This window comes from Amycolatopsis sp. NPDC023774, assembly GCF_040639695.1.
In the GTDB taxonomy this organism is placed as follows: domain Bacteria; phylum Actinomycetota; class Actinomycetes; order Mycobacteriales; family Pseudonocardiaceae; genus Amycolatopsis.
Map to the genome: position 1 here is coordinate 1 of NZ_JBFAAJ010000030.1, position 23915 is coordinate 23915.

The 23915-nt window shown below is 71.6% G+C and carries 21 protein-coding genes and 2 pseudogenes; 11 read left to right on the plus strand and 12 right to left on the minus strand.

The window, feature by feature from the left end:
- The 5 genes from AB0F91_RS37905 to AB0F91_RS37925 all read left to right on the plus strand — a co-directional run.
- Nucleotides 1-198, plus strand: a 198-nt coding sequence (locus tag AB0F91_RS37905; protein WP_360605713.1) for a hypothetical protein, incomplete at its 5' end; no start/stop codon positions are given.
- A gap of 918 nt (nucleotides 199-1116) precedes the next feature.
- Nucleotides 1117-3546, plus strand: coding sequence for an MFS transporter (locus AB0F91_RS37910; RefSeq protein ID WP_360605715.1), 2430 nt, complete (start codon nucleotides 1117-1119; stop codon nucleotides 3544-3546).
- Nucleotides 3546-4448 (plus strand): alcohol dehydrogenase catalytic domain-containing protein, encoded by a 903-nt coding sequence (locus tag AB0F91_RS37915; RefSeq protein WP_360605717.1) that lies wholly within the window; start codon nucleotides 3546-3548, stop codon nucleotides 4446-4448. Before AB0F91_RS37910 ends, AB0F91_RS37915 begins: the two co-directional genes overlap by 1 nt.
- Nucleotides 4445-5413 (plus strand): CoA transferase, encoded by a 969-nt coding sequence (locus AB0F91_RS37920; protein ID WP_360605718.1) that lies wholly within the window; start codon nucleotides 4445-4447, stop codon nucleotides 5411-5413. The genes AB0F91_RS37915 and AB0F91_RS37920 overlap by 4 nt, the downstream gene beginning before the upstream one ends.
- A gap of 220 nt (nucleotides 5414-5633) precedes the next feature.
- The gene (locus AB0F91_RS37925) at nucleotides 5634-6449 is read left to right on the plus strand and encodes an IclR family transcriptional regulator (RefSeq protein ID WP_360605720.1); all 816 of its coding nucleotides are present in this window, start codon (nucleotides 5634-5636) and stop codon (nucleotides 6447-6449) included.
- A gap of 7 nt (nucleotides 6450-6456) precedes the next feature.
- Here the strand turns inward: AB0F91_RS37925 and AB0F91_RS37930 are convergent, their stop codons facing one another.
- Entirely contained in the window at nucleotides 6457-6891 is a 435-nt protein-coding gene (locus AB0F91_RS37930; RefSeq protein WP_360605722.1) for a VOC family protein, read from the minus strand.
- A 230-nt stretch (nucleotides 6892-7121) separates the two neighbouring features.
- Here AB0F91_RS37930 and AB0F91_RS37935 point away from each other — a divergent pair, with 230 nt between their 5' ends.
- The gene (locus AB0F91_RS37935; RefSeq protein ID WP_360605724.1) at nucleotides 7122-7655 is read left to right on the plus strand and encodes a DUF1062 domain-containing protein; all 534 of its coding nucleotides are present in this window, start codon (nucleotides 7122-7124) and stop codon (nucleotides 7653-7655) included.
- 153 nt (nucleotides 7656-7808) lie between these two features.
- Here the strand turns inward: AB0F91_RS37935 and AB0F91_RS37940 are convergent, their stop codons facing one another.
- From AB0F91_RS37940 to AB0F91_RS37950, 3 genes and pseudogenes are all read right to left on the minus strand, one after another.
- Entirely contained in the window at nucleotides 7809-9209 is a 1401-nt protein-coding gene (locus tag AB0F91_RS37940; protein WP_360605726.1) for an AMP-binding protein, read from the minus strand.
- A gap of 219 nt (nucleotides 9210-9428) precedes the next feature.
- Nucleotides 9429-10605, minus strand: a pseudogene (locus AB0F91_RS37945) (CaiB/BaiF CoA-transferase family protein).
- Nucleotides 10602-11780: an acyl-CoA dehydrogenase family protein gene (locus AB0F91_RS37950; RefSeq protein ID WP_360605728.1), complete on the minus strand. Its 1179-nt coding sequence runs from the start codon at nucleotides 11778-11780 to the stop codon at nucleotides 10602-10604. The pseudogene AB0F91_RS37945 and the gene AB0F91_RS37950 overlap by 4 nt, the downstream one beginning before the upstream one ends.
- Before the next feature lie 106 nt (nucleotides 11781-11886).
- On the opposite strand from AB0F91_RS37950, the gene AB0F91_RS37955 reads away from it, so the two are divergent.
- On the plus strand, nucleotides 11887-12684 hold the full coding sequence (locus tag AB0F91_RS37955; protein WP_360605730.1) for a methyltransferase domain-containing protein: 798 nt from the start codon (nucleotides 11887-11889) through the stop codon (nucleotides 12682-12684).
- A 15-nt stretch (nucleotides 12685-12699) separates the two neighbouring features.
- On the opposite strand, the gene AB0F91_RS37960 is transcribed toward AB0F91_RS37955, so the two are convergent.
- The gene (locus tag AB0F91_RS37960) at nucleotides 12700-13029 is read right to left on the minus strand and encodes a hypothetical protein (RefSeq protein WP_360605732.1); all 330 of its coding nucleotides are present in this window, start codon (nucleotides 13027-13029) and stop codon (nucleotides 12700-12702) included.
- A gap of 368 nt (nucleotides 13030-13397) precedes the next feature.
- Between AB0F91_RS37960 and AB0F91_RS37965 the strand changes: the two genes are divergently transcribed.
- The 3 genes and pseudogenes from AB0F91_RS37965 (at nucleotide 13398) to AB0F91_RS37975 (ending at nucleotide 14194) form a co-directional block, all read left to right on the plus strand.
- Nucleotides 13398-13568 carry an LLM class flavin-dependent oxidoreductase gene (locus tag AB0F91_RS37965; protein ID WP_360605734.1) on the plus strand — a complete coding sequence of 57 codons (171 nt, stop codon included), beginning with the start codon at nucleotides 13398-13400 and terminating at the stop codon, nucleotides 13566-13568.
- Between the two features lie 33 nt (nucleotides 13569-13601).
- Nucleotides 13602-13841: pseudogene (locus tag AB0F91_RS37970) on the plus strand (LLM class flavin-dependent oxidoreductase); the annotation flags it as partial.
- A 95-nt stretch (nucleotides 13842-13936) separates the two neighbouring features.
- Nucleotides 13937-14194, plus strand: a complete 258-nt coding sequence (locus AB0F91_RS37975) for a hypothetical protein (RefSeq protein ID WP_360605736.1) — start codon at nucleotides 13937-13939, stop codon at nucleotides 14192-14194.
- A 13-nt stretch (nucleotides 14195-14207) separates the two neighbouring features.
- On the opposite strand, the gene AB0F91_RS37980 is transcribed toward AB0F91_RS37975, so the two are convergent.
- From AB0F91_RS37980 to AB0F91_RS38000, 5 genes are read right to left on the minus strand one after another with little or no spacing between them, the layout of a single operon-like run.
- Complete coding sequence (locus AB0F91_RS37980; RefSeq protein ID WP_360605738.1) at nucleotides 14208-15065, minus strand: NAD(P)-dependent oxidoreductase; 858 nt, start codon at nucleotides 15063-15065, stop codon at nucleotides 14208-14210.
- Nucleotides 15062-16114 carry an alcohol dehydrogenase catalytic domain-containing protein gene (locus AB0F91_RS37985; RefSeq protein ID WP_360605740.1) on the minus strand — a complete coding sequence of 351 codons (1053 nt, stop codon included), beginning with the start codon at nucleotides 16112-16114 and terminating at the stop codon, nucleotides 15062-15064. Before AB0F91_RS37985 ends, AB0F91_RS37980 begins: the two co-directional genes overlap by 4 nt.
- An 8-nt stretch (nucleotides 16115-16122) precedes the next feature.
- The gene (locus AB0F91_RS37990) at nucleotides 16123-17103 is read right to left on the minus strand and encodes a zinc-binding dehydrogenase (RefSeq protein WP_360605742.1); all 981 of its coding nucleotides are present in this window, start codon (nucleotides 17101-17103) and stop codon (nucleotides 16123-16125) included.
- A gap of 14 nt (nucleotides 17104-17117) precedes the next feature.
- Nucleotides 17118-18503 carry a Xaa-Pro peptidase family protein gene (locus tag AB0F91_RS37995; RefSeq protein WP_360605744.1) on the minus strand — a complete coding sequence of 462 codons (1386 nt, stop codon included), beginning with the start codon at nucleotides 18501-18503 and terminating at the stop codon, nucleotides 17118-17120.
- Between the two features lie 59 nt (nucleotides 18504-18562).
- On the minus strand, nucleotides 18563-19342 hold the full coding sequence (locus AB0F91_RS38000) for a glucose 1-dehydrogenase (RefSeq protein WP_360605746.1): 780 nt from the start codon (nucleotides 19340-19342) through the stop codon (nucleotides 18563-18565).
- Nucleotides 19343-19512: 170 nt separating this feature from the next.
- On the opposite strand from AB0F91_RS38000, the gene AB0F91_RS38005 reads away from it, so the two are divergent.
- The gene (locus AB0F91_RS38005) at nucleotides 19513-20211 is read left to right on the plus strand and encodes a cupin domain-containing protein (RefSeq protein ID WP_360605748.1); all 699 of its coding nucleotides are present in this window, start codon (nucleotides 19513-19515) and stop codon (nucleotides 20209-20211) included.
- 44 nt (nucleotides 20212-20255) lie between these two features.
- Here the strand turns inward: AB0F91_RS38005 and AB0F91_RS38010 are convergent, their stop codons facing one another.
- The gene (locus tag AB0F91_RS38010; RefSeq protein ID WP_360605750.1) at nucleotides 20256-21350 is read right to left on the minus strand and encodes an SDR family oxidoreductase; all 1095 of its coding nucleotides are present in this window, start codon (nucleotides 21348-21350) and stop codon (nucleotides 20256-20258) included.
- 43 nt (nucleotides 21351-21393) lie between these two features.
- Nucleotides 21394-23907 (minus strand): ATP-binding cassette domain-containing protein, encoded by a 2514-nt coding sequence (locus AB0F91_RS38015; RefSeq protein ID WP_360605752.1) that lies wholly within the window; start codon nucleotides 23905-23907, stop codon nucleotides 21394-21396.
- Nucleotides 23908-23915: the final 8 nt, after the last annotated feature.

Consider the following 23915-nt stretch of genomic DNA (forward strand, 5'->3'; position numbering starts at 1 on the left):
CGTGCCAATGTGAGCAATCCGTTGATCGCGCCGACGCAAGATTCCACGAAGGCGTATTCGGGTATTTCGTTGCTGGAATCCGCGAATGACCTGTCGACGGCCATCGAGTCGGGCGACTGGGCGTCGGTGGCGATGGGGGCGGTCGGGACGGGGCTGGAGGCGTCGCCAAGGAACTGGGCAGCGTCTCCTCGGATCTGACCGCTGCGATCAACGCCGACCTGCAGTCGTGGTCGGGGTCGGCGTCGGATGCCTACCGGCAGCGCGGGCAGGATCTGGCGACGTCGTTGCAGGCGGCGCAGAAAGGCTGCGAAGGCGCCTCAAGCGGGGTGAAGACCGCCGGTGAGGTCGTGGCCGCGGTTCGCACCCTGGTCCGCGACATCATCTCCGAGCTGATCGGTCACATGATCAGCTGGGCCCTGCAAGTCGGGCTCACCGTCGGCATCGGGCTCACCTGGGTCGTCCCGCAGGTCGTGAACGCCGTGGCGAAAACCGCGTCGCAGATCACCGGTCTGGTCACCAAGCTGGTCAAGGCCCTCAAAGCATTGGTGCCGTTGCTGAAGGAGGCCGGGACGCTGTTCGAGGACGCCGGGAAGGCGTTCAAGGGCCTCAAAGCCGGCAAGGTCGCTCCGCCGTCCAAGACCAAAGACCTTTCCGGCACCCCGAAGGCGCCACCGGGGAAAACCCCCGGCGGCGACGGGGGCGGCACCCCGAAGGGCGGCGGTTACGAGGGCACCCCGAAGGACTACAGCCCACCCCCGGGCAAGTCGAGCGGCGACGACACCACCACAGCCTCCGGCTACAGCGGCGACGCCAAGTACTACACCCCACCCCCGGGCAAGTCGAGCGGCGACGACACCACCACAGCCTCCGGGTACGACGGCGACGCCAAGGCCTACACGCCGCCACCCGGCAAGTCGAGCGGCGACGACAGCACCTCGGCCTCGGGCTACAGCGGCGACGCCAACGACTACACCCCGCCACCGGGGTCCAAGGGCTGCGACGACACCACCCCACGCGTCCAGCCCGGGCGGCGGCGGCTCGACCGGAGGTGGCGGCACCCCGCCGCCGGCGAAGAGCGACCCGCCCCCGCTCAACACCGACCCCGAACCGCCTCCGGTGCAGACCCCGAAGGGGCTGGGGGACGACAAGACGGTCACCTCGAGCTCCGGTGGCTCCGGAGGTTCCGGCGGCGGCAAGAGCATCAAGGACAGCAACGCGAACCCGCACGAGAACGCCACCCCGCCCCCGGACCGGTCGGTGTGCGGCGACCCGATCGACGTGGCCACCGGGTGGATGCTGCTGACGCAGACGGACCTCGAGATCCCCGGCGCGTTGCCGCTGGAGGTGTCGCGCACGCACATCTCGTCCTACCGCGCGGGCCGCTACTTCGGCCCGTCGTGGGCGTCCACTGTGGACCAGCGGCTCGAGGTCGAGGACGACGGCCTGCACGTCGCGCTCGCCGACGGCAGCCTCCAGAGCTACCCCGTGCCGATGAGCTCGCCGGTGCTGCCGGTCGCGGGCCCGGCGCGGCCGCTGCGGCGCGTCGAGGGCGGGTACCTGGTCGAGGATCCGGAGCAGCAGCACACGCTGTTCTTCGAGGAGTCCGCCGACGGCGTGTTCCCGCTGCGGACGATCTTCGACGGTGACGGCAACCGGATCGACGTGGTGGACGGCGTGAACGGGGGGCCGGCGGAACTGGTCCACTCCTCCGGCGCCCGGGTGCTGTTCTCCGGCGAAGACGTCGCGACCTTCGCCTACGACAAGGCCGGCCGCATGATCTCCGCGCGCAACGCCGACGCCGAGGTCACCTTCGCCTACGACGCGCTGGGCCGCGTCGTCGCCGAGACCGTGGACGGGCGCGTGGTGCGCTCGGAGTACGACGAACTCGGCCGGCGCCGAGCGCGCCACACGCCTTCGGGCGCGGCGTCGCGCTTCGAGTACGGGCCGGCCGGCACGCTCGCCGCGCTGCACGTCGGGAACCGCTCACTGCGCTTCGAGCACGACCTCGCCGGCCACGAGCGGGTCCGCCGCTTCGGCGCCGCGGAACTTCGCCAGAGCTGGGCCCCGGGCGACCGGCTGGTGGCTCAGACGGTCGTCTCTGGCAACCGCACGACCCAGCACCGCGAGTACGGCTACCTCGCCGACGGCTATCTGGCTTCGGTGACCGACGCGATCACCGGCCCCCGCACGCTGGAGGTGGACCGCTCGGGCCGTGTCCGGGCCGTCGTGGGCCACGGCTGGCAGGAGAACCACGCCTACCACCGGACCGGCGTCATCGCCCAGGCGCAGACGCCGGGTGCGCCTACGACCGGGCCGCGCGAGTACCGCGGCACCCTGCTCATCGCCGCGGGCGCGGTCCGCTACGCCCACGACCCCGAAGGCCGCACCACGCTGCGCGGTGCCGGGCCGGCGGGCCCGCAGTGGCAGTTCCGGTGGAACGCCGAGAGCCGCCTGACCTCGGTGCTCACGCCCAACGGAGAGCACTGGCGCTACCGCTACGACGCGCTGGGCCGCCGCGTCGCCAAGCAGCGGCTCACGCCGGACGGCCGGGTGGCCGAGCAGGTGCAGTTCGCGCGGGACGGAGACACGCTCGCCGAGCAGGTGCGCACCGGACCGGGCCAACCTCAGGTCGCCACCGTGTGGGAGTGGGAACCGGGCACCGGCCGCGCCCTCACGCAGACCGAACGCGTCCTGGGCACGCCGGACGAGCGGTTCCACACCATCGTCACCGACCTCGACAGCTGGGGCTGGCCTGTGCCGTTCTTCGTCGCCGCGCCGCTGGCCGCCGTCGGCCTCTACGTCCGCCAGCGGCTGGAGGACACGTCGGTCTTCGAAGAACTAGCCAAGAGCGACGCGCCGCGCGCCCGGCTCAAGGACGCGCTGCGTCGCGACCAGGCGAAGGCGATCTTCGTGACCTTCGGGTTCTCCTGGATCTGCGGGGTGGGTCTGTACTTCCTCGGCACCTACGTCGTGAACTACCTGACCGCGACCGCGCACGTCGGCGGTACCCGCGCGACCGTGCTGACCTCGATCGGGCTCGCCGTCTACTGTGGACTGTGCCCGCTCGCGGGCCGGCTGTCCGACCGGCTGGGCCGGCGCCGCACGTTGCTGTTCGGCTGCCTCGGCCACGTCGTGTTCGGCATCCCGGTGTTCGTGGCGCTGGGCACCGGGTCGACGCCGGTGGTGATCGTCGCGCTGATCGTGTTCGCGATCTTCCAGGCGCCGATCAACGCCAACACCTCGCTGGTGCTCATCGAGATGTTCCCGGCCTCGACACGGCTCACCAGCGGGGCGCTCGGCTTCAACCTCGGCGTGGGCGCGCCGTCGGGCTTCGCGCCGCTGGTCGCCGCGGCGCTGGTGGTGTCGACCGGGCTGAGCTACGCACCGGGCATCCTGCTGGTCGGCGTCGCGCTGGTTTGCGGGCTGATCCTGCTGTTCTGGCTGCCGGAGACGGCCGGGCGCGACCTCACGCTCGACGTCGACGCGACCAAGCGCGGCCCCGCCCCGACGATCGCGCGCAAGGTGACCGAGCTCGTGGTGCCGTGATGCGAGCCGCGGTGCTGACGGCGCCGGACCGCTTCGAGGTGCACGACCGCCCGGTCCCCGAACCCGCGGCCGACCAGCTGCTCGTGCGGGTGGCAGCGTGCGGGATCTGCGGCCACGACGTGCTGGCACGCAAGGGTTTGCTGGCCGCCCCACCCGGCCAGGTACTCGGGCACGAGATCGCCGGACGCGTCGAGGCCGTCGGTCCCGCGGGCGATGCCTCGTGGGTCGGCCGCCGGGTCGCGCTCGTGCAGCGGTTCCCGTGCGGTACGTGTGCCGAGTGCTTGGCCGGGCACACCAACACCTGTCGCAGCGGCCCGGGTTTCTACGGTGAGGACCTCCCCGGCGGATACGCGCGAGCCGCGGCAGGTGACCTCGTGCTCGTGACCGGCGCCAGCGGAGGCGTCGGGGTCCACACGGTACGGATCGCCGACGCACTCGGCGCCACCGTGATCGCCGTGACGAGCAGCGACAGCAGAAAACAAGCGCTGCTCGACTCCGGCGCCCGGGCCGTGGTCACTCTCGCGGAAGGCGCACCGGCCGTACGCGCGGCCGCCGCGGACCTCGGCCGGCCGCGCGGGGTCGACGTCGCGATCGAGACCACCGGCACCCCGACCTTCGGGCTGTCGCTGAAAGCCTTGGCACCGCGCGGAAGACTGGCCGTCGTCGGCAACACCGACCCCGGCGCCGTCGAAGTCCACTTGGGACTCGTGATCCTCAAGGAGCTCGAGATCGCCGGCTCGGCCCACGCGAACCGCCGGGAGCTGCTCGACGTCGTCGACCTCGTCTCCAGCGGCAAGGTCACCCCGGTGCCCCCGAGGATCTGGCCCCTCGGCGACGTCGCGGCCGCCCACGCCGCCGTCGAATCCGGCGAGCTCGTCGGCCGGGCGGTGGTCCGGCCGTGACCGGCCCGCTGCACGGCATGACCGTGCTGGACCTGAGCCAGCAGCTGCCGGGGCCGTACGCGACGTTTCTGCTGGCGTCACTCGGCGCCGACGTCCTCAAGGTGGAGCCGCCCGCCGGCGACCCGGCCCGCCGCTTCGACCCGCCGATGTTCGAGCGCGTGAACGCCGGCAAGCGCAGCGTTTTCCTCGACTTGAAGTCCTCCGCCGACCGCGAACGGCTGCTGCAGCTGGCGGCCGGGTGCGCGGTGTTCGTCGAAGGCTTCCGCCCCGGGGTCACCGCCCGCCTCGGCTGCGACGAGCGGGCCGTGCGCGAGGTGCGCCCGGACGTCGTCTACTGCTCGATCAGCGGAATGGGCCAGACCGGGCCGCTGGCAGGCCACCCCACGCACGACCTGTCGCTGCAGGCCATGGCCGGCATCCTCGGCGACACAGGACAGTCCGACCGCATCGGCGTGCCGTGGGTCGACCTCGGCACCGCCACCACGGCCGCGCTCGCGATCAGCGCGGCGTGGCACGCGGGCGGTGGCACCTTCCTCGACCAGGCGATGCTCGACGTCGCCACCTCCTGGAACTCGGTCAAACCCCTCGCCGTGACCGAGCCGGAGGCGACCTACGGCGTCGTGCCGGCCAAGGACGGCTCCGTGGCGCTCGCGCTGCTCGAAGACCACATGTGGCTCCGCCTGTGCACGGCGCTGGGCTGGCCCGACGAACCGGCGCTGGCCACCTACGCCGAGCGGCGCGGCCACGCGGCGGAGATCCGCGCCCGGCTGGAGACCGCGTTCGCGCAGTACACCGTCGCGGAGCTCATCGCGCTGGCCCACGAGCACGACCTGCCGCTCGGCCCCACCGACGCCACGGGCGACCCCGACACGGTCGCCCAGCTCCACGCCCGAGGCCGCGGCGACAGCCCGGCCGCGCGCCACACCCCGTTGCCGCTCAACCTGATCACCCCGCGGGAGTCCTGACCTGTTCTCTCGCGCTTCCGCGGACCGGACGCGACGCCATGGCACATCGGCGTGATCGACGGCCCGATCACGTCCCCACCACAGCTATTCCGGCGCATTGCCGGGCCTGGCCCTGGCGCTGGATGACGTGGATTTCCTCGCCGGCGGGACCCGGCGGCACTGATCACCCCGGCCGTCTCGCCGCCGGGGACGGCCGGGGATCGGCTAGGCTTTTTGGCGGATGACCAGCGACGAAGGGCAGGGGTGCGTGGCAGCCGACGGAGGGGCGGAGCGGTTCTCGCGGGTGTTCGACACGCTCGAGCTGCTCGTCGGGCACCCGGAGGGCATGACGCTCACCGAGATCGTGAAACGGCTCGGGATGCCGGCGAGCAGCGCCCACAACCTGCTGCAGCGGATGGCCGCCACCGACGTCATCGTGGTCTCCGACGACCTGCGCTACTCGCTCGGCTCCCGCGCGGTGCGCCTGGGCATCCGCATCGTCGACGGCCTGGAGGTGCGTGACGTCGCCCGCCGCCCCCTGCAGGAGCTGACACGCGCGACCGGCGAGGACGTCTACCTCGCGGTGCGCCTGGGCACGCGCGTGTCCTACATCGACCGGTTCCCCGGCACGCGCCCGATCGCGGTCGACATCCGGCTCGGCCAGTCGCTGTTCCTGCACGCCACGGCCGTCGGCAAGCTGTTCGCCGCGTTCCACCCGCCGCTGCACCGGCGGCTGACGGGCGAATCGCGGCCGCGGCTGACCGAGCACACGCTCACCGAAGAGGCCGACCTCGAGCGCGAGCTGGAGACGATCCGGCGCGCCGGCTACTCGGTGAGCCGCGAGGAAGCCATCCCCGGCGTCGTCGGCTACGGGTTCCCGATCCGTGACGCGTACGGCGAGATCACCGCCGCCATCCACATCTCTGTGCCACTGGCGCAAATCGACGAGACGCACGAGAAACTGTTGCTGGACAAGGCTTTTGAGGCCGCCTCCGCGATCGAGGCCGACCTGGGCCGCGGCGGTGCGGACCTGTCGCGCCGCGGCCGCCGGGCCTAGCGCCGCCTCAGTCGAGGCAGAACTCGTTGCCCTCGACGTCCTGCATCACCAGGCACGACTCGTTCTCCTCGTCGGCGACCAGCAGCTGCTGGCGGACCGCGCCGAGCGCGACCAGACGGGCGCCCTCGGCTTCGAGCACGGCGACGCGCTCCTCGCCCGCGAGCCCGGTACCGACTCGCACGTCGAGGTGCACCCGGTTCTTGACGACCTTGCCTTCGGGCACGCGCTGGAAGTACATCCGCGGGCCCACACCGGTGGGATCGCTGCAGACGAACCCCGCGTCCTGCTTCTCCGGTGGGAGCGAGCGGGTGAACTCGTCCCACGTGGCGAACCCGTCCGGTGGCGGCGGGACGACGTAGCCGAGCACCTCGCACCAGAACCGCGCGACGCGCTCCGGCGACGCGCAGTCGAAGGTGATCTGGACCTGCCTGACTGACCCCATGGCCCCACCCTAGCCCGGCGCCGTCTTCCGCCGCACGCGAAAACCGGTGGAGCGGTGCTGCCGTGGCCGTTACCGTGCTGCCGAACCATGTTGCCCAGGAAAGGCCTGCCGTTGTACACGCTGTGAGACCTCCCGAGAGCTGATTCGTCGCGCGTCGCGCCTGTGCGCCGCGCTGACTTTTGCTGCGGACTTCTCACAGAGACCGGTGTACTTCTGTGCTCACTCATTGGGTGGTCGAACCCACCCGCCTTCCTGTTGTCCTCCGTCCTTGCCCTGCCTGCGCTTCCGGGCGTTTCCGGGCCAGTGGCAAGTTTCGTGTCAACGCCAACCACAAGCTCCTCGACGCTTGGCTCCTCGTGCTCTGCACCTCGTGCGGGGACACGGCGAAGCTGTCGGTCCTGGAGCGGGTGCACGTGCGCTCCGTCCGGCCGGAGCTGCTGGAGCGCTTGCACGACAACGACCTCGGCCTGATCGCCGAGCTGCTGCAGGACCCGGTCGTGCGGCACCGCAACCGCGTCGCCCTCGACTGGGCCGGCGCCTGGCGCCTCAACACCGGCGGATCGGATCACCTCGACCGCGAGGTGATCGACGTTTCGGTCCGCTTCGCCGCCCGGATTCCGGTCCGGCCGGTGCGCTTGATCGCCGACGGGTGCGCGCTTTCGCGCGCCGAAGTCGAAAGGCTTCTCGCCGACGGGAAACTCGTCTCGGCGGTCCGGCTGAGCGGCAAGCTCTCCGGCGACTTCACCTTCACGCTGAAGCGCTGAATTTTTCTGCCCCGGCTCCGCCGGGGCGTGCGAGATCGCCTTTGAGCCGGTGCGGGGATCGAGCGGTCGGATCGGCCCGGCGGCCGATCGCACCGCTCGATCCCCACACCGGCGCGATCTCGCGCGGTGTTCAGCACCAAAACCCAGCCGGGTTCAGGACAACAACGCCCAGCCGGGTCGTCCGGACTTGCAGGTCTCGTAGGCCACCGGGTCGATGGTCTGGTAGATGCCGATCACCGTCTCGCCTTCGCAGGTGACGCGGCACAGGTGCTCGTCGAGACCGCGCAGCCCGATTCTGGTGCGTGGGTCGGTCAGGTCGTAGGTCACGCCCTCGGTCAGCTCCGGGCCGTCGGTGCGGAACCAGCCGTCGCCGGTGAAGGTGTCGGCGTTGGCCTCGTCGTCGTCGAGATAACCCGGTGTCAGGCGGCCGCGCACCTGCAGCTCCCCCGGCTCGCCGGCCGCCAGCAGCGCGCCGGTTTCCTGGTCGGCCACCCGGATCTCGACGCCGGTCAGCCGCTCGCCCTGCGTGCTCAGGCGCGTCCCGAGCGGCATGCGGTGGTCGGTGACGCAGCAGTTGCCGTAGGTTTCGGTCGAGCCGTAGACGTTGCACATCTCGGTGATGCCCAGCTGCGTGATCGCGCGCTGGACCTCTTCGGGCCGGCCGATGGTCAGCCCGGTGCGCAACGACTCCACCGCCCGCACGCGCTCCGGCGGCCCGTTGGCGAGCGCGTCGACCATGGCGGGCAACAGGTATGCAGCCGTCACGCGCTCCGCCGCCATCAGCTCGGCCGCGGCTCGGGGTTCGAACTGCTGCTGCAGCACGAAGCAGGCCTGGTGCGTCATCGTGGCCATGAGCGCGTTGGCGCAGCCGAAGCTCCAGAACAACGGGGAGCCGAACCACACGCGGTCGTCGGCGGACAGGCCCATGCGCTCGCCGATGTGGAAGCCGTTGAGGATGAGGTCGCGGTGGCACAGCGGGACGGCCTTGGGGTTCTTCGTCGAGTCCGACGTGTAGAGGACGAACGCGGGTTCGGCGGGATCGGGTTTCGCCGGGGTTGCCGGCGGCCTCGGCAGATCCCGCCACGCCAGCGCCCCGTCCGGCACGTCGTCCCCGAGCACGACGATGTGCCTCAGCTCGGGAAAGGCGTCTTGCGGTCTCCCCAGGTGCGGCACCAGCTTCCGCAGCGCGCCGACGAGGTCGTTGCCCCGCACCCGGTCCACCATCACGAGCACCGACGCCTTCGAGCCGGTCAGCAGGTAGTCGATGTCGTAGGCCTTGACCCACGTGTTGAACGCGTCGACCCGCGCCCCGGCCGCCATCGCCCCGAACGCCACCGGCACCCACGCGGCGTCGTTCGGCGCCAGCAGCGCGACGACGTCCCCTTCCCCGACGCCGATCCCCTGCAACGCCCTGCGCGCGTCGTCCATCCGCTCGTCCAGCTGCGCGTAGGTCAGCCGCACCCCGGCGACCACGAGCGCCTCTCGCCCCGGCACGGCCGCGGCACACGCGCGCAACGGGTCGGGCAGGGTCTCGGCAGCAGGTGTCGTGGTCATCGCGACATCATCGTCACTTTCGTAATTTCGAATCAAAATTCGTATTTCTGCAAACAACGGGCCGTGCGGCGAGGGAGTCAAGGCGATCTGAAGCCGGGGCGGGGACCTGCTGTGGCGAGGGTGTGGTCGTGCCGCGGGCACGACCACACCGGCCCGGAACCACGCTGGTACCAACGGGTTGCGCGGGGCCGCGCTGAAAGTCCGGCGGCAGCCGGAACCTCACACCCTGGGCGGCCCTGCGATTCCGCGGGCGATGACGTCGTCGGCGTCCACTCCGGACTCGACGAGCAGGGCGCGCGTGTGCTGGCCCAACGCGGGAACGTCGCCCATGCGGGCCTCGACGTCGGTGAAGGTCGCGGGGGGCAGCAGGGCGTCGATCTCGGCGAACTCGGTGCCGACCTTGCGCCAGCGGTCCCGGGCGCGCAGCTGGGGGTGGTCGACGGCCTGCCCGACTTCCTTGAGCTGGGCGGCGGGAACGCCGGCCGCGGCGAGGCGCTCGTCGAGCTCGGCGTTGGTCCAGCGGGCGGTGCGGCCGGCGACCGCGGCGTCGCAGGCGGCGCGGTGGGCGACGCGGTCGACGTTGGTGGTGAAGCGCGGGTCGTCGGCGAGTTCGGGGGCGTCGAGCACCGCGGTGACCAGGGTGCGCCAGCCGCTGTCGTTCTGGACGCCGATGAGCATCTGGCCGTCGCGGGTCGGAAACGCGTCATACGGGGCGATCGAGGCGTGACTCAGGCCCATGCGGGCGGGCTGCGTGCCGGCGTACATCTGCGTGTAGAGCGCGTAGCCCATCCACTCGACGGTGGCCTCGAGCATCGAGACCTCGACGGTGGCGCCCTCGCCGGTGCGCCAGCGGCGCAGCAGCGCGGCCAGCACCGCTTGCGAGCAGTACATACCCGAGGCGATGTCGGCGGTCGGGATGCCGGTCTTCGCCGGCGTCTCGGGCGTGCCGGTGATGGCGATGAGGCCGGCCTCGGCTTGGATGAGCATGTCGTAGGCCTTGCGCTGCTCCATCGGCCCGCCGGCGCCGAATCCGGACACGTTCACCACGACCAGCTCCGGGTGCTCGGCGCGCAGGTCACCGAACCCGAGCCGCTCGGCGGCACCGGGGGCGAGGTTCTGCACGAACACGTCCGCGTTCGCGACGAGCCGGCGCGATGTCACGGCCCTCCGCCACCTTCAGGTCGAGCGCGATCGACTCCTTGCCCCGGTTGAGCCACACGAAGTGCGCTCCAGTGCCGTGCACGACATGGTCGTAGCCGCGCGAGAAGTCACCGCCGTCGATGCGCTCGATCTTGATCACGCGGGCACCGAGATCGGCCAGGTTGCGGGTCGCCAGCGGGGCCGCGACGGCCTGCTCGACGGCGACGACGGTGACCCCTTCAAGGGGGCGCGTCACGATTGCTTCTTCTTCTCGGCCCGCACGAGCCCACCGCCGACGATGAGCCGCTGGATCTCGCTGGTGCCTTCATACAGCCGCATCAGCCGCACGTCGCGGTAGATGCGCTCCACCGCGACTTCCCGCAGATAGCCGCTGCCACCGTGGATCTGCACCGCGAGGTCGGCGGTCTTGCCGGCCATCTCGGTGCAGAACAGCTTCGCCGCCGACGGCGCGATCCGGCGGTCCTCCCCCGTCACGTACAACCGCGCCGCCTCGCGGGCCAGCGCCCGCCCGGCCAGCACGCCGGTCTGCTGGTCGGCGATCATCGCCTGCACCAGCTGGAAATCCCCGATCACCGTGCCACCCTGCGTCGCGGTGGCGGCGTAGGACACCGACTCGTCCAGCGCCCGTTGCGCGGCACCGACGGCCAGCCCGGCCATGTGGACGCGGCCGCGGGCCAGCGACGTCATCGCGGCTTTGTACCCGACCTCGCCGTCCCCGCCGACCAGCGCTTCGGGGCCGACGCGGACCCCGGTGAAGGTGACCTCCGCGGTGCGCGAGCCCTCTTGCCCCATCTTGGCGTCCTTCGGGCCAACCGTGATCCCCGGCGCGTCGGCCGGTACGAGGAACACCGCGATGCCCGTGCCGGACTCCGACGCCGGCCGCGTGCGCGCGAACACCACGAACAGGCCCGCCTCGGTGGCGTTGGTGATGAACTGCTTACCACCATCGATCACCCAGCCCGCACCGTCCGGCTTCGCCGTGGTGCGCAGGCCCGCCGGGTTCGACCCGGCGCCGGGTTCGGTGAGCGCGAAGGAGGCGACGATTTCACCGGACGCGATGCCCGGCAGCCACCGCGCCCGCTGCTCCTCGGTGCCGAACCCGACCAGGACCTGGCCCGCGATGCCGTTGTTCGTCCCGAACATCGACCGCAGAGCCAGTGACGTATAGCCCAAGGCCATCGCGACCTCGACGTCCTGCACCAGATCCAGCCCCAGACCGCCCCACTCCTGCGGGATCGCGTACCCGAACAACCCCATCTCGGCGGCCTGCGCCCGAAGATCGGCCGGTATGGCATCCGTGGTCATGATCTCGACCTCGCGCGGCATCACGCGGGTACGCACGAAGTCGTTGATCTGGCTGAGAACGGCCGTGAACACGTCGTCAGGGACGTCGGGGTTGCCTGAGTACATGGCTATCACTATCGAGCCATGATCGACCTCAGTCCAGGGTTCCGCTCTGGTCCAGATGACGAGAACGACGTCCCGATTACTGAGAAGCGGAGCTAAGCTCACGAACGTGTCGTCCTACACCCATGGTCACCAGGAATCCGTGCTCCGCTCACACCGCTGGCGCACTGCCGAAAACTCGTGTGCGTACCTCCTGCCCCGGCTCGCGCCCGGGCAGGCGCTGCTCGACATCGGCAGTGGCCCCGGGACGATCACCGCCGACCTCGCCACGCTGGTGGCCCCGGGTCGGGTCACCGGTGTCGAGATCACCGAGGCCGCCCGTCAGCTCGGCGAAGCAGAGGCCGCCCGGCGCGGCCTGGACAACGTCGAGTTCGTGGTCGGCGACGTTCACGCGCTCGACTTCCCCGACGACAGCTTCGACGTCGTCCACGCCCACCAGGTGCTGCAGCACGTCGCGGACCCGGTGCAGGCTCTGCGCGAGATGCGCCGCGTCTGCCGTCCGGGCGGTCTCGTCGCCGCACGCGACGCGGACTACCAGGCCTTCACGTGGCACCCCGCGGACGCGGCGCTCGACCGATGGCTCGAGGTGTACCGCCAGGCCTTCCGCGCCAACGGCAGCGAACCCGACGCCGGCCGGCGACTGCTCACCTGGGCCCACGCCGCGGGGTTCACCGACGTCACGCCGTCGTCCGCCACGTGGTGCTTCGCCACCCCGGAGGATCGCGCCTACTGGGGCGGCATGTGGGCCGACCGCGTGCTGAACTCCGACACCACCGCCCAGATCCTCCGCGACGGCCTCGCGCGATCGGCCGAACTCGAGCAAATCTCCACCGCGTGGCGCCGCTGGGTCGACGATCCCGACGGCTGGTTTTCCGTGCTGCACGGCGAAATCGTGGCAGTCGCGTAAAGTCCGCGCAGGAAATCAGATTTCGTCGACCTGATACGCGACCACACTCGCCGGCGCGAGCAACGCGCCATGGCATTCCGCGGTCGCCGGGCCGAATCCGTACGGGACGAAATCACCCGCCGCGAACCAGAACGCGTTACCACTCGCACAGTACGCGATAACGCGGTAACCGTGGCCTTCACCGGGCAGGCACGAGACACTGATGCCCTGCCCGAAAAAGATGCTGTACCGCTCCCCGAAACAGCCCGCCGGCGCGAACTGGGCACCACTCGCCGCGGCAGGAACAGCGCACAGGCCCAGCAAAGAAAACACCACCGCGGCAAGAACAAGCAGCTTCCGACGCACACTTCCTCCCAGGCACGAGGATCTCGACCTTTTCCAGCGTAGAAGCGCGAGAGAATCACCGGCAATTCATCGGGCGAGTGAGCGAAAGCCAGCGGAAAGTCACAGCGCTGCTCCATTCGAGCCGGTCTGGGCGGCCCCCGGACACGTCCGCGCGACGGCCCGGCACACCACGCCGAACTCAGGGCCGTGCGCTCGGGTGGCGACGCCCGTGCCCTCCGCCTGCCCCAACGACTGGGCGTGGACCTGCGGCACGACGTGGTCGAAGCGGCCCGGGCGGCGGAAGCGGCCGGGTACGCCGGCTTGTGGACCTACGAACGGCTGCTCTTCCCGGAGCAGCCGTTGGAACCGTACGCGCCGCTGGACGTGCCATGGCCGTCCGCGTCCCGGCAGGCGGCCGACACTTGGCCGTGCTCGCCGCCGCCGCGGTGGTGACCAACACCGTGCGCCTCGGCACGTCCGTCCTGGTGGCCCCACTCCACCTGCCCACTCAGCTGGCGAAGGAACTGGCCACGGTCGACCAGCGCGCAGCGGCCGCGTGATCGCGGGCCTGAGCACCGGCTGGTCCACCGACGAGCTCCAGGCCGCACGGCACCGCCCGCGCCGACCGCGGCCGCATCCTCGACGAGACCCTCGACGTCTTCGACGCCGCGTGGGGCCCGGACCCGGTGACCTTCCGCGGCACTCGCACCGTCATCGACCACGCGGCAGTCCTGCCCAAGCCCCTGGCGAAGATCCCCGTCATGCTGGACGGCGGTGGCGACTCGCGCGCCATGCGGCGCATCGCCCGGCGCGCCGACGGCCGGCTGCCGCGGCTCACCACCCCCGGCCCGGCCGGCGCCACCGGACCGCGCACCGGCTGGGACCGCATCCGGAACTGGCCACCGGCTACGGCCGCGACACCAGCCGGATGGAGATGGTCGTGGTCGGCAACGTCACCTTCACCGACCGCCCGGCCGGCTCCGACCGCACCGCGTTCGTCGGCTCCCTCGACCAGATCCTGGAAGACGTCCACACGGCCGCCGAGGCGGGCGCGGACGAGCTCATCGTGGACGGTGAACCTGCAGGACTGCTTCACCGGCACCTGCCGGATGCTCGAGACCGCCGTAGAAATCCGCGACCGGGCCGACGTCTGACCACCGCAGTCGCAACCGGTTCCGCCGCCTGAGCGGCCCGCGCGCTCAACTCCCGTCGTACAGCCGCGCGAGCGTCGCCATGTCCTCCTGTCCAAGACCGGCGGACTGGGCCCGGTGCACCACGTCGACGGCGGTCCGCACCGTCGGGCTCTGCCGCTGCGGGTCGGGAACCGCCTCGAGGAACAGTTCGAGGTCCTTGCGCACCAGGTCCACCGCGAAGGCCACCGGGGGGTTGGTCTCGGACAGGAAGGCGTCGCGCTTGTAGCGCACGAACGGGGCGGCGATGGCGGACTCGCCGATCGTGTCGTAGGCCGTGCGCAGGTCGATGCCCGCGCGCGTCGCGGTGCCGAGGACCTCGCCGAGCGTGGCGTTGAACGTGTGCAGCAGCGCGTTGACGCACAGCTTCAGCGTCGAGGCGGCGCCGACCGGTCCGATGTGGATGGTCCGCCCGCCCAGGAACCGCAGTACCGGTTCTGCCGTGGACAGGTCCTCGGCGGAACCGCCGAACATGATCGTCAACGACCCGGTGCGGGCCGCGCCGACCGACCCGGACACCGGGGCCTCGGCGAACCGGATCCCGTGCCCGGCCAGGGTTTCCGCCACTTCGCGCGAAAGCCCCGGCCCGGAGGTGCCCATGTCGAGCACCAGCGTGTTGCCGGCGAGCGCGTCGACGATCCCGGTGAGCACGGCCCGCAAGGCCGGCCCGTCGGCGAGCATGGCGATCACCACGTCGGCCCCGGTCACGGCGTCGGCCGCCGACGACACGACCCGGTCCGGCGCGATCCCGGCTCGCCGCGCGCGTTCGGGATCGCGGTTCCAGCCGACGACGTCCACGCCGCTGTCGATCAGCCGCAGCAGCAGCTGCGAGCCCATCGCGCCCAGCCCCAGCACCGCTACCTTCACGAGCGCCTCCCCGGATCGATGAGGACCTTCCCGTCCACGCCCCCCGCGGCCAGCCGCGCGAGGCCGCGGTCGGTGAGCTCGTCGAGCCCGATCACCGAGTCGAGCAGCTCGGCACCGAGCACCCCGGTGGAGAGGATCTCCAACGCCGGCACCAGATCCTCGCCGCACACGTGCGCCACGGTCGACTCGACGGTGAGCTCGCGCAGCACCAGGCCGAACAGGTCGACCGCGGGCGCCTGCTTGGGCAGGCCAACGGCGAGAACGCGCCCGCCGTCGGTGACCATCCGCAGCGCGTTCTCGAACTGCCCGGGCGCGCCGCTCGCCTCGACGACCACGTCGGCGCCACGCCCACCGGTCAGCTCGCGCACGGCCTCGACGACGTCGAGCGCCGCGTCCACGGTCCGGGTGGCGCCGAGCCGGGCGGCCCGGTCCAGCTTGTCGCCGGCGAAGTCGACCACGGTCACGTCGGCGTCATACAGGTGCCGCAGCCCGGCCAGGACGAAGGAGCCGATGGCACCGGCCCCGATGACCACCACGGAGTCACCCGGCCGGACGCCCGCCCGCCGCGCGGCGTGCAAGCCGACGGCCAGCGGCTGCGCCAGCCCGGCGTGGTCGAGGGACACCCCGGCCGGGATCGGACGGAGCATGCCGGCAGGGGCGGCGACGTACTCCGCGAGCCCGCCGGGGGCGTTGAGCCCCAGCGTGTAGTACCGGCGGCACAGGTTGGTGCGGCCCTCGCCGCAGCGATCGCACTGTCCACACGAGACACCGGCGCCCGCCGCGACCAGATCACCCGCGGCGAACCCCTCACCGCCGTCCACGACCTCGCCGACGAACTCGTGCCCGATGATCATCGGGCCGAGGTGTCCGCTGCCGGGGTGGCGCCGGGTCAGCGGCACCATCTTCGGGCCGGCCGCCCACTCCGTGGCGTCCGAGCCGCAGATCCCACTGCGCCGCACGGCGACGAGCACCTCGCCGTCGCGGAGCCGCGGCACAGGCACCTCTTCGATCCGGACGTCCTCGCGGCCGTGGTAAACGGCCGCCCGCATGGTCCCGCTCACCGCGTCGCCCCGAACTCGAGGTGCACCTTGATGTTCTTCGCGGTGTCGCGCGAGGCGGTGATCGCCTCCGCGGCCCGCTCCACGGCGAACCGGCCGGTCACCAGGTCGGACAGGTCGAGCCCGGCGCGCGCGAGGAACCGCAGCGTCTCCGGCCACACCCCCGGCGAGCCGATGATGCCGCGGATGCTCAGCTCCTTCGACTGGATCAGACCCAGCTTCGCCGGCGCGCTGCCGCCCACGTCGATGCCGACGTACACGACCCGCGCGCCGTGCGCGGCGACGTCGAGCACGTCGGCCATCACCGACGGCCGCCCCGTCGCCTCGATCACCACGGTGCCCCCGACGCCGCCGGTCGCCTCGGCCACCTGCTGCGCGATCGGCCCGGCCGTCGGGTCGAGCACGACCGCGGCGCCGAGCTTGCGCGCCGCCTCCGCGCGCCCGGCCGCCGGCTCGACGGTGATGGTGCGCGCCCCCAGCGCCGCGGCCCCGGCGGTGACGCCGAGCCCGATCGGGCCGGCGCCGAACACCACCACCGTGTCGCTGGCGTTGACGTTGCCCGCCTTCATCAGCGCGTGGTACCCGCAGCTGAACGGCTCGACGAGCGCGCCGTCGGTGAACGACAGCGAGTCGGGCAGCCGGTGCAGCCACGCGGGTTTGGCGACGAAGAACTCCGCCGCCGCACCGCTGATCGAGAAGCCGAAGTGGTCGTCGCCGATCACGCACTCGCCCACCACGCGATCGCCGGGCTCGAACTCCGTGACGTCGCTACCGGTTTCGACGATCTGGCCGGACCACTCGTGGCCCGGGATCACCGGGTAGGAGAACGGGATGATGTAGCGGCCTTCGAGCAGCTCGATGTCGGAGTGGCAGATGCCGACCGAGCGGGCCGCGACAAGCACCTCGTCGGCCGCGATCCGCGGTACCTCCAGCTCGTCGACGGACACGGTGTCCGCCGCGGTGAACCTCAGGGCTTTCATCGTCTGGCTCCTTCTCAGGCGGTGGCTTCGCCGCGGCCGGCGGGCGTGTTGAGGTGCGACTGGGCCTCGCGCGCGGTGGAGAGCGCGCCGCTGACGGCGATGTAGCGGGGACCGGCGACCAGCAGCTCCTCGGCCGGGAACTTCGTGATCACCTCGCAGCCCTCGGGGGTCACCACGAGCTCCTCCTCGATCCGGGCCGCGCCGACGCCGTCGGCCGAGGGCCAGTACGTCTCGAGCGCGAACACGTTCCCGACCTCCAGCACCTCGGGATGCTCCAGCGAGACCAGGCGCGAGAAGATCGGCTTCTCCCAGATGGACAGCCCGACGCCGTGCCCGTACTGAAGGGCGAACGCGGCTTCCTCGTCGGCGAACCCGAACTCCTGCGCGGTGGGCCACACCGAGACGATGTCCGCTGTGGTGGCGCCCGGGCGCACCAGCGCGATGGCGTGGTCCATGTACTCGCGGGCCCGCACGTAGGCGTCGCGCTGCGCGCGACTGGCCGAACCGACCGCGAACGTGCGGTAGTAGCAGGTGCGGTAGCCCTGGTGGCTGTGCAGGATGTCGAAGAACGCGGGGTCACCGGGCCGGATCAGCCGGTCGGAGAACACGTGCGGGTGCGGCGAGCAGCGCTCACCGGAGATCGCGTTGACACCCTCGACGTACTCCGAGCCGAGGTCGTAGAGCGACTTCGAGACCAGCCCCACGCACTCGTTCTCCCGCACGCCCGGGCGCAGGAACCGGTAGAGGTCGTCGTAGGCCGCGTCGACCATCGAGGCCGCCTGGGTCAGCAACGAGATCTCGTCGGCGGTCTTCACGCGCCTGGCCTCCATGAAGACCTGCTGCCCGTCGGTGACTGTGACGCCCGCGCGCTGCAGGGCGGCGAGGATCGGCAGCTCGATCACGTCGACGCCGAGCGGTTCGTTCAGCAGCCCGAACTTCTCCAGCTCGCGCTTGATCTTCGCGGCGACCTCGTCGGCGATGCCCGCGTCCGGGTGGAACGCGCCGCGCAGCGTGGAGATCCCGGCGCGGGCCCCGGACTCGGCGCGCGGCCGGACCGCGCCGTGGTGCGGCGCGTGCGGGTCGGCGTCGGCCTCGGCGGTCGTGGTGGCGAGCCAAGGGTTGTAGAGCTCGTGGTGCTTGGCCGCGGACCCGAAGTCCCACACGATCGGGTCGGTGGTGCGGGTCAGCAGGGAGAATCGGATGAGCTTGTCCATGGCCCACGTGCCGATGTGGGTGGCGGACATGTAGCGGATGTTGGCGAAGTCGAACGCGAGGACAGCGCCGAGGCTCGACTTGTCCAGCTGCTCGCGCAGGCGCTGCAGGCGTTGGGTGCGCAGGCGTTCGTGGTCGATCCGGGTCTCCCAGTCGACGGCGTTGGGCCCGAACGTGGCGATCGGCATGAGTTTTCCTTTCCCCCGCGGCGGTGGACCGCCGGGAACGTGTGACGAGCGGGTCGGTCTCAGACGAGGACCATCCCGCCCTCGATCGGGATCACCTGCCCGGTGATGTAGTCGGAGTCGGGACCGGCGAGGAAGACGGCCGTGGGCACCAGGTCCTCGGGTTCGGCCGGGCGGCCGAGGATGATGTCCCCGGCCATCGCGGCGAACCCCGAGCCGCCCTCCCCGATGCGCTCGAGGTCGCTGTCGAGCTTGTCCCACAACGGGGTCCGCACCACGCCGGGTGCGAAGGCGTTGACGGTGATGCCGTGGCCGGCCAGCGCCCGCGCGCCCGACTGGGTCAGCGAAATCACGGCGGCCTTGCTCGCGCAGTAGGGCGCGAAGCTCGCGAACCCCTGGCGGCCGGCGATCGAGGCGGTGTTCACGATCTTGCCGCCACCGCCCTGCCGGATGAACTGGCCGGCCGCCTCCTGGCTGCCGACCACGACGCCGAACGCGTTGACGCGGAAGATGCGCTCCCACACGGCTTCGGTGATGTCGAGGAACTTCTCCGGCTCGTTGAAGCCCGCGTTGTTGAAGTATGCGTCGAGCCGGCCGAACTCGCCCACGGCGAGGTCGATCGCGGCGCGGACGTCTTCGCGGTCGACGACGTCGACGCGCCGGTGCACGGCACGCCCGCCACCGTCGCGAATGGACTGCGCCACCGCGGCGGCTTCGGGCTCGTCACGGTCCGTGACAACCACCGCCGCGCCTTCGGCCGCCATCCCGCGGGCGAGCGCGGCTCCGATCCCCCGGCCCGCGCCGGTCACCACCACGGTCCTGTCGGTCAGCCGAGCCGGCATGGCCACGCTCCTCTCGTCGAGACACCGGGCGTTCGCTCCCGCTGAACGAAACACCGTCGATCCGGGATGTTGCGCAGGTCGCACCCGGGCGTGTGTACAGCCACAACGCACGAACGTATGATCGAGTGAACAGTCGGCGATGGCGCCGTGATTGGAACGGGAGCGGCACCGTGGACGACCGGATCGGCTCTGCCCTGCGCGAAGCGCGGATCAGGCAGAAGCGCACCCTGCGCGGCGTGGCCCTGGCCACGGGGATCTCGGCAAGCCTGCTGTCGCAGGTCGAGACCGGCAAGTCGCAACCGTCCGTGAGCACGCTCTACACGCTGGTCAGCCACTTGGGCCTGTCGCTGGACGAAGTGCTCGGCCTCGAGGTCGCCGGCCGCCGAACGACGGCGGAACCCGGCAGCCGCCCGGTCGTCCTCGAGCCCGACGAGACCGGCACCACCATCCAGCGCGCGGCCGACAACCCGGTGCTGGACATGGACAACGGCGTGCGCTGGGAACGCCTCGCGATCGACGGCTCGCGGTCGGTGGAACCGCTGCTGGTGACGTACGAGCCCGGCGCGAGCAGCTCCGTCGACGGCGGGCTGATGCGCCACCCGGGCACGGAGCACGCCTACCTCCTCGACGGCGAGCTCACGCTGCGGTTCGAGTACGACGAGCACGTGCTGCGCGCCGGTGACTCGTTTTCCTTCCACTCCGACCGCCCGCACCTCTACGTCAACCACACCGACGCGCCCGCGCGCGGACTGTGGTTCGTCGTCGGCCGCACCGGCCCCGTCCGGCCGCGCGACTGGCTCGCCGAGCCGCCGGCCGAACTGTTCGAGCTGCTCGGCCACCCGCTCCCGGCGACGAGCGACGAGCGCTGACCGGGCGCCCGGTGCGCCGGTCCTGCTCATTGCGTCCACTGTGCTCATTCCGCCGCGCTTGATTCCGTCGGGGCGGGCGGGATGATCCGCTCCGCACGCAAGGTCTCGAAGAGCCGGGCGAACGAGTCCAGCGTGCTGGTGTAGCCCGTGAACCCGGCCTTGCGGCTCTTGCTCATGTCGGTGAGGCACTCGATGGGCCGGCCGAGGTCGCTGTCGGTGTGCCACCACGACGCGACGCGGGCGAGATCCGGCTCGCGCAGCCCGTGGCGCTCGGCGATCCGGCGCCAGACTCCGGCGGCGTCGGCCATCTGCTCCTCCAGCGGCGCGGGCTTGCCGTCGAACCCGGCCGGCGTCACGCCGAGCAGCTTCGCGAGGCGGGGCCACATCCAGCGCCAGCGGAACACGTCGCCGTTGGCGATGTTGAACGCCTGGTCGCGCCCGTTCTCGTCGGTGGCCGCCCACACCATCTGGTCGGCCAGCAGCCCGGCGTCGGTCATGTCGGTGACGCCGTTCCACTGGACCTCCGAGCCGGGGAACCGGAAGTCCCGCCCGGTCTCCCGGCAGACGGCCGCGTAGACGGCCAGCGTCATCCCCATGTTCATGGCGTTGCCGACGGCGTGGCCGATGACGGTGTGCGCCCGGTGCACGCTCCAGGTGAAGCCGTGGCGCTCGGCGGCGGCGAAGAGCTCGTCCTCCTGTGCGTAGTAGAAGTTCGGCACGTCGAGCCGCGCCTCGTCCTCGTGGAACGGCGTGTCGGGCGTGACCCCGGCGGCGTAGGCCTCGAACGGCCCGAGGTAGTGCTTCAGCCCGGTCATCAGGGCGACGTGGCGCACGGCGCCGCCCGCGGTGGCCGCCGCCAGTACGTTGCGCACTATGCCCGCGTTGACCTCGATGTTCTCCGCTTCGGTGGGGCGGCGCGACCACGCGGTGAGGAAGACGTGCGTCGGTTTTGTGTCCGCGAGCGCGGCGCTCAGCGCGGCCGCGTCCTCGAGGTCGGCGCGCACCGAGCGGACTCCGGCGATTCCGGGCTCGCTGCGGCGGGACACCCCGGTCACCGCCCAGCCGCGCTCGACCAGCCGGGTGGCCACCGCGGCCCCGGCGATGCCGGTGACCCCGACGACGAGTGCTGTTTCGGTCACTGTCTCCTCTTTCTGCTCGAATGGGGCTCGGGTCCGGGAGGGCTCAGACCAGGGCCGGGGTCCGGCGGCGCACCCGGGTGTAGATCGCCGCCGCGACGAGGATCAGGATTCCCTGGAAGAAGTACTGCCAGCTCTGACTCAGGTTCAGGAACGTCGTCGCGTTGAGCACCTCCTGGATCAGCGCGGCGCCGAGCAGCGTCCCGATGAACGACCCGCGCCCGCCGGCGAGGCTCGCGCCGCCCAGCACGACCGCGGTGATGCTGGAGAGCGTGTAGCTCACCCCCTGGGTCGGGTCGCCGACGCCGATCTGGGCCATCAGCAGCAGCGCGCCGAAGAAGGTCAGGACCGCGCAGCCGATGTAGGCCAGTACGTGGACCCGGTTCACCTTCACGCCCAGGCGCCGGGCGGACCCCTCGTTCGAGCCCGCCGCACGCAGGCCTCGGCCCCAGGCGGTGAACCGCAGCGCCAGCTCCAGCCCGACGGCGACGACCACGGCCACGAGGAACGCGATCGGCACGAACCCGACCGTCGCGGTGATCGCGTCGGTGACGGAGGTGCTGATGAACCCGCCCTGGAACGGCCGAAGCAGCAGCGAGACACCCTGCAGTCCGATGTAGAGGGTCAGGGTGGCGGCCACCGCGGTGAACCCGCCGAAGCGGATCAGCACCCCGTTGAGCAGCCCGGACCCGACGGCGACCACGAGCATGATCACGAACGCGAGCGCCACGAGGAGCGGCGAGTGGCCGTCGGTGACGAAGAACGACGCGATCACCACGAGGAGCCCGGCGAGTGGACCGACGGACAGGTCGATCCCGCCGGTCATGATCACGATCGTCTGGCCCAGGCTGATGAACGCGAGCGCCGTGAGCAAGGTCAGCAGGGAGGTGACGTTGAACGGCGCGAGGAACCGCACGTTGTGGGCGAAGGTGTAACCGCCGAGCGCGAGGATGACCAGTGCGAGCACCAGGCTCGGCGCGTAGTCGCCCTTGGCCAGGTCGCGCAGGCGCTCGGTCAGCGGGGTCCGCCCGGTCGAGGGAGCCGGCTTGGCCGGCACGGCCTTCTTCGCCGAGGGCGCGTCGCCGCGCAGCGTGGTGGCGTTGACGACCGAGCCGGTGATCTTCTCCTCGGTGACGTCGTCGCCGGTGAGCTCGGCGACCACGTGGCCGCGCGAGAACACCACGACCCGGTCGCAGAGCCCTTCCAGCTCCTTGGCGTCGGAGGACACCACGACCACCGGCACCCCGGACGCGGCCACGTCGCGCATGATCGTGTAGATCTCCGACCGGGCACCGACGTCGACACCCTGGGTCGGCTCGTCGGCCAGCAGCAGCCGCGGCGCGGCGAGCAGGGCGCGCGCCATCACCACCTTCTGCTGGTTGCCGCCGGACAGCGCCATCACGTTCGTCTCGCGCGAAGCCGTCTTGACCGAGAGCTTGGCCAGTTCGGCGTCCACTCCTGCCCGTTCGCGTTCGCCGGACACCACTCCCCCGCCGGCGAACGAGGGCAATGCGCTGACCGCGGCGTTCTCTCGTACCGACATCGCCGGCAGCAGGCTTTCCCGGTGCCGGTCGGCCGGCATGTACGCGGTCGAGCGGACCAGCGCCCGGCCCCGCAGCGCCACGCCGTCGAGCACGATCCGCCCCGTCGACGGGCGCAGCCCGGCCAGCGCGCGCAGGAACTCGCTCTGGCCGTTGCCGACGATGCCGGCCAGCCCGACGATCTCGCCGTGGTGCGCGACGAGCCGCGCGTCCTGGAAGCCCTCGCCGGACAGGCCTTCGACCTCCAGCGCCACCTTCGCATCGGCCAGGTCCGTGTCCTTCTCCGGGAACGCCGACGCGAGCTCGCGCCCGACGATCATGCGCAGCATCGCGTCGTCGGTGAGGTCGGCGACCGCCGAGTGCCCGCGCGCCCGGCCGTCGCGCAGCACCGTCACCTCGTCGGCGATCTCGCGCACCTCGGCGAGCCGGTGGGTGATGTAGACGACCGCCGTGCCGCGGGCGGTGGCCTGGCGCACCTGGTCGAACAGGATCTCGGTCTGCTCCGCACCCAGCGGTGCGGTCGGCTCGTCGAGGATCAGCACCTTCGGCTCCAGCGCGATGGCCTTCGCCAGTTCGAGCAGCTGCTTCTGCGCCACGCCGAGGTCGGCCACCCGGTCCTGCAGCCGCAGGTCCGAACCAACCCGGCGCAGCAGTTCCACCATCCACACGCGCGGGGTGCCGGCGGGCATCCGCTCGGCGGGGACGGCGAGGCGGATGTTCTCGGCAACCGTCATGTCGGCCAGCACGGCGGGGTGCTGGTGCACGATCGCGATGCCGAGCCGGCTCGCCCGGTCGGTGGTCAGGGCCGCGATCGGCTCGCCGGCCACCGTGATCGTGCCCTCGTCGGGCCGGGTGGAGCCCGACGCGACGCCCATCAGCGTGGATTTGCCCGCGCCGTTCTCACCGAGCAGCGCGTGCACCCGGCCGCCGAAGACGTCGAGCGACACCTCCGACAGGGCGCGCACGGGCCCGTAGCTCTTCGACACCCCGGACAGGCTCAGTGCCGCAACTTCGGTCATGGTCGCCT